We start from the raw sequence: 11,909 nt of genomic DNA, 5'->3' as shown, positions 1-11,909 counted from the left end.
AGGAAATTTATGGTTGATGAAAAATTCCAAACAGAATGGCCCATGGAGCCTATGGGAGATCAGCCTCAGGCAATTCATAAATTAATTGAAGGTTTAAATAATGGGGTTTCTGAACAAATATTACTTGGGGTAACAGGCTCTGGAAAAACATTTACCATAGCGAATGTCATTGCGAAAACGCAGCGTCCTACGTTAGTAATTGCTCATAATAAAACATTAGCAGCACAATTATTCCAAGAATTTAAAGAGCTTTTTCCAAATAATTCAGTCGAATATTTTGTAAGTTATTATGATTATTATCAGCCTGAAGCCTATGTACCTAGTACGGATACCTTTATAGATAAAACCGCATCGATAAATGATGACATTGATAAAATGCGCCATAGCGCAACAAAGTCATTATTTGAAAGACGGGATGTCATTATTGTAAGCTCCGTTAGCTGTATTTATGGGCTTGGAGCTCCCGATGCTTATTTAAATTCACGAATTTTGTTAGAGCAAGGAAGTAAACTTTCTCGTGACGATTTTATCCGCCAATTATTAGCTATTCAATACAGTAGAAATGATATTTCATTGGAACGAGGTAAATTTAGAGTTCGTGGTGACATTGTTGAAGTGATTCCCGCATATGAAAATGAAAAAGCAGTCCGTGTTCAATTTTGGGCGGACGAAATAGAAAAGATTGCTACTATTGATGCTCTCCGTGGAACTATTTTAGATAAAATTCATAAAGTAAGTATTTATCCTGCCTCTCACTATGTCCTAGATAATGAAAAAATAGAGGAAATAGTTTCTAATATTACTAAAGATTTATTAATAAAAATGGAAGAATTTAAAGCTCAAGGAAAATTAATAGAAGCACACCGGGTAGAACAAAGAACATTACATGACATAGAAATGATCCGAGAAATAGGTTACTGTCAAGGTGTTGAAAATTATTCTCGTTACCTTGATGGAAGAAGTCCTGGAGATCCTCCTTCAACATTATTAGATTATTTTCCAAAAGATTATTTACTTGTTATTGATGAAAGCCATGTTACTGTTCCTCAAATTGGGGGGATGTATCGTGGAGATCGTGCTCGTAAAGAAACATTGGTTCAATATGGATTTCGTTTGCCTTCTGCTTTAGATAACCGTCCTTTAAATTTTGATGAATTTAAATTACGAATGGGTCAAACTATTTATGTTTCTGCAACTCCTGCTAAATATGAATTAGAGCATGCAAGTAACGAAATTGTAGAACAAATTATTCGTCCAACAGGTTTAATTGATCCCATTATTGAAGTAAAACCTGCAAAGGGGCAAATTGACGATCTTTTATATGAAATTAAAGAAACAATAGCAAAAAAATCACGAGTTTTAGTAACAACTTTAACTAAAAAAATGGCTGAAAATATAACTTCTTATTTTGCAGATTTTAATATTAAAATAAAATATCTTCATTCTGAAATTCATAGTATTGAACGTGTAGAAATTTTACGAGATTTACGTCTTGGTATTTTTGATGTTCTTGTGGGTATTAATTTATTAAGAGAAGGATTAGATCTTCCAGAAGTTGCCTTAGTTGCCATTTTAGATGCTGATAAAGAAGGATTTCTTCGCAGTAGAACAAGTTTAATACAAACGGTTGGAAGAGCTGCTCGTAATATAAATGGACGCGTTATTTTATATGCAGATAAAGAAACTGATAGTATTAAATATTGTCTTGAAGAAACAAATCGAAGAAGAATAAAGCAAGATGAATTTAACCAAATAAATAACATAACTCCTCAAACAATTTTGAAAAAAATACCAGAAGATCTTCGAAAAATTTATAATTTAGATTATGGTGATAATTATCAAGAAAAACTTATGCAAGCTGTGTCATATTTAGGAGATATGAAAATATTAAAAGATCCTAAAAAATTAGAGAAGCATGTTCAAAAGCTTTATAAAGAAATGCAAAAAGCATCACAAAGGATGGAATTTGAACTTGCTGCAGAACTACGTGATAAAATGAATATTTTAAAAGAACAAATCATATTGCTTTCAGGTGATGTTTAAATGGAAACTAAGGAATATCGAAATTTAAAATTAATTGTTTCTTGGAATGGTGAAAAGTTTCATGGTTATCAATATCAACCCAATGTATTTACTGTTCAAGAAGCCTTGAATAAGGCATGGGAAATATTAACAAATGAAACTGTTACTTTATGTGGGTGTAGTCGATTGGATGCCGGAGTCCATGCTCAGCATTATGTTTTGAATTTTCATACTGTGACACAATTAACTGCAGAAAGAATTATTAAAGGATTTAATGGAATATTACACGCAAATTTAGCACTCGATATCTCTGTTTACCATGCTGAATTTGTTGATTCTAATTTTCATTCCCGGTTTCAATCTATTGGAAAACATTATCGCTATTTAATTTGGTATGGTTTTTCTGAGCATGCGATTCTTACAAAAAGATGCTGGCATGTTCGCTCAAAATTATCTTTAGAGGATGTTAAAATATATTTGTCTCAATTTGAAGGAGAACACGATTTTGCGGCTTTTCGTGCTTCGGATTGTTCCGCTAAAACAACGGTTCGCCAAATTTTTAAAATAGATGCATGGACTCATCCTATTTATCCAGAAATGTTAATTATAGATATCTGGGGAGACGGTTTTTTAAAAAATATGATTCGCAATATTGTTGGGACCTCTGTAGAAATTGCCAGCGGCAAACGTAACAAGAATACCATAACCGAAGCTTTCATTCATAAAGATCGTTCTCAAACTGGAGTTTGCGCTCCTTCTTGGGCACTTACCTTAATGGAAGTTTATTATGATAAAAATCAAATGAACCAAAAGCTTCAAAACAATAAGAAAGAATTAGCACCCTGCTAGTGTGATCGTCAGCTCCTTTACTATCGTAATTTTTTGCCTAATATTGTTAAGAAGATATTTTGTATTCTTATGAAGGAAGAATTATGTTTAAAATGAACTGAGGATTTTTTGAAAAATAAAACCCTTATAAAGAAAAAAATAAAAGTTTTAATTGTTGATGATTCTATTTCTATACGTAAATTTATTACAAGTTTACTTTCTTTTGATAAATCTATAGAAGTTGTTGGTGCTTTAGAAGATTCATTTGTTGCTCTTGAAATGTTAGAAAAACTCAAACCCGATGTTGTTACATTAGATCTTCATATGCCTAAAATGGATGGATTGACATTCCTTGAAAAAATGATGAAAATTTATCCGACACCAACCATCATAATTAGCAGTTTTGCAAAAGAAAATTCAGAAAATGCAATAAAAGCATTTTCTCTTGGTGCTATTGATATTTTTCCAAAACAAGTTATATCTCCAGGTTTAAATATAGAGCCAGTTGCTCATAGTCTAATAACTAAAGTAAGAGTCGCTGCTAGAGCTATTTTAAATAATAAAATTGAAATTAAACCTATAGTTAAACAAATTGCAATAGAACCTCTTCCTGAAATAACAAAAAATCAAAAAATTAAAATAATTTCTATAGCAGCTTCAACTGGTGGAACGGAAGCTTTAAGAAATTTATTATCTAAATTACCATCAAATATTCCTGGAATATTAATTGTGCAACACATGCCAAAAGAATTTTTATTAAGTTTTGCTGAATCTTTAGCAAGAGTTTGCCAATTTGAATTAAAATTAGCACAAAATAATGATGAAGTTTTACCTGGTAGGGCATTGCTTGCTCCTGGGGATATTCATATGGAAATCATTCGTATTCAAAATAGTTACTTTATTCGTTTAAAAGAGGGGCCATTAATTCACGGTGTAAGACCATCAGCAAATCCTTTGTTTTCTTCTATGGCTAGAAATGTTGGAAAACATGGCATGGGAATCATATTAACTGGTATGGGAGGAGATGGGGCTGAGGGATTGTATGAAATGAAAAAAGCAGGGAGTTTTAATATAGCTCAAGATGAAAAATCATGCGTTGTTTTTGGTATGCCTAAGAAAGCAATAGCAAAGGGGGCTATTGATGAGGTGTTACCTTTAGAAAAGATGCCAGATAGAATTATTATGGAGTGTTCTAAACTCGAATTAAAAAATGTAATTTGAAAAATCTTATTATAAAAAAAAATTTGCAATTCAAAACTTCCATTGTTAGTATTTCTCTCAACAAATATAATTTATAGAGGGAAATATGCATAAAAATTGCTTTCGTATTTTTTTTGTTTCTGTTGTTATGTCCGCTCCTTTTTCTTTAAATGCCATACCTGTAAAACTGTCAAACCAAAATGCGAGTTTAGGATTTAGTCCAAATTTAGGTGCTATTGATGTTATTTTAAAGGCTATAAATGAAGCCCAATCAAGTATCAATTTAGCTGCTTTTGTTATTACGAGTGATGATATTTTTAATGCACTTGTAGATGCTCATCAGCGTGGTGTGAATGTGCGCGTTGTTGTAGATGCAAAGTCAGCAAATGGAAATGGTTCCGATGTTCAAGCATTATTAGATGCTAATATTCCTGTGGTATTAAATAATGAATTTAAAATTATGCATAATAAATATATTATAATTGATAATAAATCAGTTCAAACAGGAAGTTTTAATTATTCAAATAATGCAGATAAAAGAAACGCAGAAAATGCTTTATTCATTGAAAATCAGCCTGCAATAGCAAAACTTTATACAAATAATTTTGAAAGATTATTTTCAAATTCTAAAAAAATTCCAAATTCAAAATCTAAAAGTTTAAATTTTTCTTTTATCAAGGAAAATGTTACTAAATTTCCTATTTCAGGTTTATCTACTTTTCAAATTCAAAAAGGAGTGGTTGAAATTGCATTTTCTAATGCATGTAATTATATAACTTCTTCTCCTTCTGCCAAAACAATTATTATTCAAACTATTAAGCAAGCTAAAAACAATATTTATATGGCAGCTTATGACTTTACAGACTCAGATATACTGAATGCGCTTAAAAATAGACAAAATAACGGTGTTCAATTAAATATTGTGTTAGATTACAAAGCAAATTTAAATAATGATGCTGTTCAGGATCTAATGAATGCAGGTGCAAATATAAGTTTAAATAAAAAATTTAGTATTATGCATAATAAATATATGATTATAGATAACAGTACTTTGGATTTTGGAAGTTTTAATTATACAACTTCGGCAGAAAATGAGCAGTGTAATAATATTATGGTTTTTTATAACCAATCTTCTTTAGTAGAAAATTATATGAATGATTGGAATATGCTTTATCAAACAAGTATTAAAAATCTATAATGACAAGGAAAATATTACTTTCTTTTGATTTAATTTATTATACAGGAATTCATTCGGATTTAGATTTTTTGGGTCTCAAGCAAATTGTAAATTATTCCTTTGGATCTCAATTAAAAATTATAGAAAATTTAACTTTTCGATTTGGCTTATTTACAAACAACTGGGCAGGTGCAAAAACGGAACCAGAAGAAATTATAAATTCGGATTATAGAGGAGTAACTGCTGGTCTTGCAATAGACTATAATAAATCAACATTTAGCTTTGCTGCAATATATCAAAAATCGTTTAATGCATCTTATTCAACTACTGCATTTGCCTCTCAGGGAAAATACCCATCAGTAGATTGTTATTCGTATTCATTTCTTATTGGAATGACAAGTTATTTATAAAAAATTAAATTTAAATGACAATGAAAATATTTCCTAATAAAATTAAGGTAAAATTAAAAAATATAGATTTTAAGGAATTAAATTGAAAATATTTTATTATTTAAATACAAATTGGAAAGATAATTTAAAAATCCTATTTATAATAATATTTTTCTTAATTCATTTTCAAATTTTTGGCGATTGGCATCACTATAATGATTTTTTAATTGGAGATAGAGCTGTCGCTATGGGCGGAGCTTATACAGCCATATCTTCTGATGCGTCTGGAATATATTATAACCCAGGAGGTATTGCTTTTTCTTCTGATAAGGAGCTTAGTGTTTCTACAAGTGGTTTTTATTTCAATACATTAAAAATTAATTCTTTTTTTGGCGCAACAGATTATAAATTGAACGACACGACGTTTGATTCTTTAAATGGATTTTTGGGCTATACAATGAAATTGACTATGTTTGATGAAGATTATTTTATTGGTTTTAGTATTTATGTCCCTGATAATGAAAATAACTTTAGAAGACTTAATTTTAATAGTAGTAGTAAATTACTTTATAGTGATAATTCATTAGAAATAAATAAAATGAATTATATTAAGAGAGAAACTCAAAAAGAATCTAATTATTCAGTATCTATTTCTAAAAAAATATTTTCAAATTTAGGTTTAGGATTGTCTGTAGGTTTTTTTAATTATCAAGAAGAAAATCTAGAAACTTTAAATTTATTGTTAGGCCCATTTAAGACTAATTCTGGCGAAGTTTATAAATTAATATCAGGAGAATTTGATACTTCAGCATTAATTAGAGGGGTAAGCTTAAATTTTGGAGTATTATACAAATTGATTGAAAGTTTTTCAATTGGTCTTAGTTTGAATTATAAATACCCAATTATAAAAGAGGCTCTTGGACATTCTACAAGTTCTTTCGTAATTACAGATGCTAATAGTTCCCCACTTGGCCCAGGTTTTATTAATTCTGACGATGGATCTCCAGTTTATCAATATGGATTTTTAGAAAATTCTATTAATAATAAAAGTTTTTTAAAAAAGATGCCTTTTGAAATTCGTTTTGGTATGGCTTGGCAAATTTTAAATGTTTCTTTATTGGGTTTAGACTTAGATTATCATACTGGAGTTCACTCTGATATTGACTATTTTAGTGTAAAGCCTATATTAAATGTTTCGTTAGGTTCTGACACAAATATATATGATAATATTTTTTTAAGGATGGGATTTTTTACAAATAAATATGCGGGAACAGATGTGAGTTCTGAAGGTATTATAGATTCTGATTTTTATGGAGTGACATCGGGAGTGGCTTATAAAAATGATAAAAACTCTATATTTAGTTTGACAGCAGTGTATCAAAAAACATTTAATGCAAAATATACAATTAATATAATAGATTCTAAATCCAATTATCCATCTGCAGATTTAAGTTCTTTAATTGTCATGTTAGGAATTTCGAGTAATTTATAATATTTTCAATATTAAATTGATATACCCACTTGAATGACGCGCCGAATTTCATCAAAAGATTTTAATGCATTTGGATTTAAAGTATAATTTGGATTTTTAATAATAAAAGAATTTTTTTCAAAAAAACCGCTAACCCGAAAAAAACCAATTTCAATCCCACCACCAAGTTTAAATCCACTTTGTTTAGCATAATTCGAAGAAAAAGCAGGCCAGTCGTCATTTGAAAATAACCACGATCCTTCTAAACGAATATTTTGAGCGATATAAATAACAGCCGCTGTTTCCCAATTCCACTCTTCATAATATTGTCCCTGTAAATCTCTTTGTGTATTTTTTAAATTGATAAATAAGGCCGAGTCTTGCTGATTGCGCCCAAAGAAACGAAGTGAGGGACCATAGGAATCAATTCGACTTATATTTCTAGACATTTCTTCTCTATGTTCTCCAAATACTCCTGGCACAATATTTGGAGTGGGTATTTTAAAAATACCTGAAATAAAATTATTAAAGTATAAACTTCCTCCGTACCCTATGCCTTCCCAGGTACTTCCATCACTTAATAAGCCATTGTACCAAAGTCCATAGGCAAAAGGTTCAATGCGGGGGCGATTTTTACCAGATCCATCACTATAAAATCGAATTAATAAATCGGACTGTTTTAATTTTGCTCTTTCCGTAAAATAGGTAGAAAGGGACCAGCGCTCATTATTTCGTTCATTTTGTCTTGTCCCTGTATTTTGAGCAAAACAGAATTTGTTTGATATAAAAAAGAATAAAATGATAAAAATCTTCTTAAAATGATTTATAAATTTGAAGAAGGTCAATGTAATTCTCCCAAATGTTTTAGATAAAACTCATAAGTACGATAGATAATTCGTTTCAGTGAAAATAGAATACATTGCGCTTATCCAAAGCTTGTGACATACTGTGAGCTTTGGGTAGGTTATAAATATAGTACCAAAAATACTTAAACCCTAATAATGATTAGCAAACTGATTTTATTAAATATTTGAAGGTGAAACAATGGCAACTTTACTTTCTGGATTGACCCAGATTTCCGAGATTCATGCGGACAACATTTCTCCCTCCACAATAGTAATAGCGGGATGGGTCAGAACCAAAAGAGGTTCTAAGAAATTCTCATTTTTAGAAATTAATGATGGAACTTGCGCTAAATCATTACAAGTAATTGTAGATGCAAATTTACCAAATTATGCAGAAGTAGAAAAATTAACAACAGGTTGTTCTCTTAAAATAGAAGGTAATCTCGTTTTAAGTCCGGGAAAAGGACAAAAATATGAAATGCAGGCTTCTTCTATAGAGGTTTTTGGATTTGCAGATCCAGAAACTTTTCCTTTGCAAAAAAAAGAAATGACATTGGAATACTTACGTGAAAATGCACATATGCGTGCAAGAACTTCTACGTTCTCCAGTATTTTTAGAATTCGTAGTCGAGTGAGTTTTGCAATTCATCGCTTTTTTGTTGAAAAAGGATTTTGTTACGTTCATACTCCACTTCTTACTACAGCAGATGGAGAAGGTGCAGGAGAATCATTTAAAGTAACAAACTTTGATCTAGCTAACGTTCCAAAAACAAAAGACGGAAAAGTAGATTTTGAAAAAGACTTTTTTTCTGAACCCTCAATGCTGTGCGTAACGGGACAACTCGAAGGCGAGTTGTTAACTATGGGTATGAATAAAGTTTATACTTTTGGTCCAACCTTTCGCGCTGAAAATTCAAATACCTCAAGACACCTTGCTGAGTTTTGGATGGTGGAACCTGAAGTTGCTTTTGCTGATATAGAAGACAATATGAATCTTGCTCAAGATATGATTCGTTATGTTGTCTCTGATATTTTAGAAAATTGTCATGATGACATTGATGTTTGTATTCAAAAAAATCAAATTGATACAAGACAATACTTAAGAATGGCCTTAGAAAATCCATTTATTCGTGTAAGTTATACTGAGGCCATTGATATTTTGAAAAAATGCGGCAAAGAATTTGAAAATCCCTTGTTTTGGGGATGTGATTTAAAAAGTGAACATGAACGTTACCTTTGTGAAGAACACTTTAAATCACCTACAATTGTTTATGACTATCCTGAAGAACAAAAAGCATTTTATATGTATTTAAATGACGATGGAAAAACAGTTCGAGCGATGGATGTTTTAATGCCTGGAATTGGCGAAGTTGTTGGTGGTAGTCAAAGAGAAGATCGTGAAGACATTTTAAAGAAACGAATGAAATTAAAAGGAATAGATGCAGAACACATGGACTGGTATGTTTCTTTACGCCGTTTTGGTTCTGTCCCTCATGCTGGATTTGGTTTAGGTTTGGAAAGATTAATTATGTGGATTACTGGAATGGGTAATATTCGTGATGTAATTCCTTTTCCACGTACACCAGGCAATTGTAAATTTTAATTTTTACTAGACCCTAATTTCGCTGGTTCAATTTTAAAATCTCTTGTTAATGGAACAGATGAAGAAGGGCCAAACCATTTATCAAAAATTTCTTTTGCCTTTCCCGTTCTTTCCATTTCTTCTAAAGTATCATTTATTAATCTTAATAAATCATCCGAATTTTTTCTTACTCCAATCCCATAAGGCTCAGAAGAAATATCGAATTTTGTGATTTCAAAATCAGATTTACTTTTCATATTAGATAAAATACCAGATAAAACGGACTCATCAGTAGTAATTGCAAATACTTTTTCAAGATAAAGTGCATGTGCTGCTTGAGAATAATCTTCTAAACCTAAAACTTTTGCTTTTGGAAGAAACTTTTTTGTATTAGTTTCAGCAGTTGAGCCTTTTGAGGTAACAATAATTTTACCTTCTAAATCTTTTAATTCATGCACTGTTTCCTTATGAACTAAAAATTTTTGTTTAGAAACAAAATATTGATGACTAAAATCAATTTCCTCTTTTCTTTTTTCTGTAATTGTCATAGTACAAATTAATATATCAACATCTTTTTTTAATAATAATGGAATTCTATTCGATGAATTTACAGGTTTAAAAACAGCTTTAAGATTTAATTTATTAGCGATTTCATTTGCAAAATCAATATCGTAACCCTCAAGTTTTCTGGTTTTTTTATCTGTTTTGTTTATGTAACCAAATGGCACCAAATTGTCTTTTATTCCAAAAACAACTTCATTTTTTTTGCGAATATCTGAAATGGCATCTGGATAAACAAAAGGACTATAAATAATTATTTGAAAAATAAAAGTAAAAATTATAATTATTTTTTTAAAATTATAAAATAATTTTGGCATAAACTATATATCCCCTTTAATTAAAACTTCTATTTCTTTAGCTGTTGTATCAAGTTTAACACTTTCATTAACTAATTTATTTGCAGAGTTTAAATTGGTCTCTGCTGCATTTTTACTATATACGGTCGTTTTATCAATATCTCCCATTGATGCAGCAATTTGTCTTACACCAACCTCTTGTTCTTTTGTGGCATCAGATATTTGTGATATTGCATTTGTCATCGAAGAAATATAATCCGCAATTTTTTGAAAAGCAGATTGCGCTTCTGTTGTTACAGATTTTCCTTCATCAATTCTTTCTTTTGTGATGGCAAGAATTTTATTCACCTGTTCTTGGCTTTTTGTAATTAATTCTTGAATTTCATTAGCTGATTTACCACTAATTTTTGCTAACGCCCCAACTTCTTCTGCAACAACGGCAAATCCTTTGCCATGTTCTCCAGCTCTTGCAGATTCAATTGATGCATTGAGTGAAAGCAATTCTGTTTTAGAAACAATATCATTAATCATCGCTGTTTTTGAATTTATCTGTGCAATGATTTCTGCAATATTTTGCAATTTGCTATTTGATTCTTGGATGTTTTGCATAGCAGAAACAAGTTTTTGCATAATTGCCTGTCCCTCATTTGCGGTTAAAGTGGCATTTTCTGCAATTTTTCTTGATTCATTCGAGTTTTCTGAAGTTCTATTTACCATACTTGTAATTTGATTGACTGCGGCACCTGTTTTTAAAACAGCATCCGCTTGTTCAACCACAGTTTTTGATAATGAATTTGCGCCCTCTTTTAGTAAAATGGCAATATCATTTGTCGTAATACTTTGTTTTTTTAGATTTTCAATACCATGTTTAATTGAATTACTTGAAGTATTTATGATCCTAAAAATGATAAATGAAATTAATATACTTAATGATAATATAAAGATCATACTAAATATAGTAAGTTCAGTAAAAAAAGTTCCCCTACGAGTAGAAGCAATAGCTCCTTTGTAATTAATATCTGCAATTTCAAAAAAGATATATTCTGCTTTCTTAAAAAGGGGAGCTGATTTTATTTTAATTAAATTGAGAGCTTCTTTTTCATTATTATTTTCAGCACTTTTAAAGATATCTTGTGCAAAACTTTTAATTTCAGACCAAATTGGTAAGAATTTTTGCAATTCAGTTTGTTCTTCTGCTTCTGTAATTTCTGTTTCATATATGGCAATTAAGGCATCTATTGCTTTAATTGTATCATTTATTAAAACAATTTGATCTAAATATTCATCTTTATCTGATAGCGTTAAAAGTTCATATTGCTGTGACTTTAATAATACAATTTTTGCAACGATACGTTGAGCTGTATCAACACTTGGAAGCCAGCTCAAGGCGGTTTCATCTGCGAATTTACTTGTTTTTATAATCATTGTTACTGTATAAATAGATGTAATAAGAATAATACTTAGTAAAATAAATATGGATGTGTAAAGTTTAAAAGCAAGGCTTTTCTTTTTCATGTTTTTTCTCTTTGAAAAAATGT

At 30.2% G+C, this 11,909-nt stretch carries 10 protein-coding genes; 7 read left to right on the top strand and 3 right to left on the bottom strand.

What is annotated here, in order from left to right; translation table 11 throughout:
• Positions 1-9 precede the first annotated feature (9 nt).
• The 6 genes from uvrB (at position 10) to GCL60_RS03545 (ending at position 7,108) form a co-directional block, all read left to right on the top strand.
• Positions 10-2,043, top strand: a complete 2,034-nt coding sequence (uvrB, locus tag GCL60_RS03570; RefSeq protein WP_153418493.1) for an excinuclease ABC subunit UvrB — start codon at positions 10-12, stop codon at positions 2,041-2,043.
• Positions 2,044-2,871: a tRNA pseudouridine(38-40) synthase TruA gene (truA, locus tag GCL60_RS03565; protein ID WP_153418492.1), complete on the top strand. Its 828-nt coding sequence runs from the start codon at positions 2,044-2,046 to the stop codon at positions 2,869-2,871. It begins immediately after the preceding gene.
• 108 nt (positions 2,872-2,979) lie between these two features.
• On the top strand, positions 2,980-4,071 hold the full coding sequence (locus GCL60_RS03560; protein ID WP_202613992.1) for a protein-glutamate methylesterase/protein-glutamine glutaminase: 1,092 nt from the start codon (positions 2,980-2,982) through the stop codon (positions 4,069-4,071).
• An 85-nt stretch (positions 4,072-4,156) separates the two neighbouring features.
• Complete coding sequence (locus GCL60_RS03555; protein ID WP_153418491.1) at positions 4,157-5,248, top strand: phospholipase D-like domain-containing protein; 1,092 nt, start codon at positions 4,157-4,159, stop codon at positions 5,246-5,248.
• A complete protein-coding gene (locus GCL60_RS03550) occupies positions 5,248-5,637 on the top strand; it encodes a hypothetical protein (protein WP_153418490.1) in 390 nt (129 codons plus the stop codon). Before GCL60_RS03555 ends, GCL60_RS03550 begins: the two co-directional genes overlap by 1 nt.
• Before the next feature lie 82 nt (positions 5,638-5,719).
• On the top strand, positions 5,720-7,108 hold the full coding sequence (locus GCL60_RS03545) for an OmpP1/FadL family transporter (RefSeq protein ID WP_153418489.1): 1,389 nt from the start codon (positions 5,720-5,722) through the stop codon (positions 7,106-7,108).
• 11 nt (positions 7,109-7,119) lie between these two features.
• Here GCL60_RS03545 and GCL60_RS03540 read toward each other — a convergent pair whose 3' ends face one another.
• On the bottom strand, positions 7,120-7,932 hold the full coding sequence (locus tag GCL60_RS03540; RefSeq protein ID WP_153418488.1) for a hypothetical protein: 813 nt from the start codon (positions 7,930-7,932) through the stop codon (positions 7,120-7,122).
• 199 nt (positions 7,933-8,131) lie between these two features.
• Here GCL60_RS03540 and asnS point away from each other — a divergent pair, with 199 nt between their 5' ends.
• A complete protein-coding gene (asnS, locus tag GCL60_RS03535; protein WP_153418487.1) occupies positions 8,132-9,535 on the top strand; it encodes an asparagine--tRNA ligase in 1,404 nt (467 codons plus the stop codon).
• Here asnS and GCL60_RS03530 read toward each other — a convergent pair.
• Positions 9,532-10,392 carry a transporter substrate-binding domain-containing protein gene (locus GCL60_RS03530; RefSeq protein WP_153418486.1) on the bottom strand — a complete coding sequence of 287 codons (861 nt, stop codon included), beginning with the start codon at positions 10,390-10,392 and terminating at the stop codon, positions 9,532-9,534. The two genes, asnS and GCL60_RS03530, sit on opposite strands and share 4 nt — an antisense overlap.
• Before the next feature lie 3 nt (positions 10,393-10,395).
• Positions 10,396-11,886: a HAMP domain-containing methyl-accepting chemotaxis protein gene (locus GCL60_RS03525; RefSeq protein WP_153418485.1), complete on the bottom strand. Its 1,491-nt coding sequence runs from the start codon at positions 11,884-11,886 to the stop codon at positions 10,396-10,398.
• Positions 11,887-11,909 lie beyond the last annotated feature (23 nt).

It is taken from the genome of Silvanigrella paludirubra, from assembly GCF_009208775.1.
GTDB lineage: Bacteria > Bdellovibrionota_B > Oligoflexia > Silvanigrellales > Silvanigrellaceae > Silvanigrella > Silvanigrella paludirubra.
This window is presented reverse-complemented; position numbering and strand designations above follow the sequence as displayed.

Bases quoted from the DNA above. Each gene is read 5' to 3' on its own strand.
- uvrB (WP_153418493.1), top strand. From the start codon at position 10: ATGGTTGATGAAAAATTCCAAACAGAATGGCCCATGGAGCCTATGGGA.
- truA (WP_153418492.1), top strand. From the start codon at position 2,044: ATGGAAACTAAGGAATATCGAAATTTAAAATTAATTGTTTCTTGGAAT.
- GCL60_RS03555 (WP_153418491.1), top strand. From the start codon at position 4,157: ATGCATAAAAATTGCTTTCGTATTTTTTTTGTTTCTGTTGTTATGTCC.
- GCL60_RS03550 (WP_153418490.1), top strand. From the start codon at position 5,248: ATGACAAGGAAAATATTACTTTCTTTTGATTTAATTTATTATACAGGA.
- asnS (WP_153418487.1), top strand. From the start codon at position 8,132: ATGGCAACTTTACTTTCTGGATTGACCCAGATTTCCGAGATTCATGCG.
- GCL60_RS03530 (WP_153418486.1), bottom strand. From the start codon at position 10,392: ATGCCAAAATTATTTTATAATTTTAAAAAAATAATTATAATTTTTACT.
- GCL60_RS03525 (WP_153418485.1), bottom strand. From the start codon at position 11,886: ATGAAAAAGAAAAGCCTTGCTTTTAAACTTTACACATCCATATTTATT.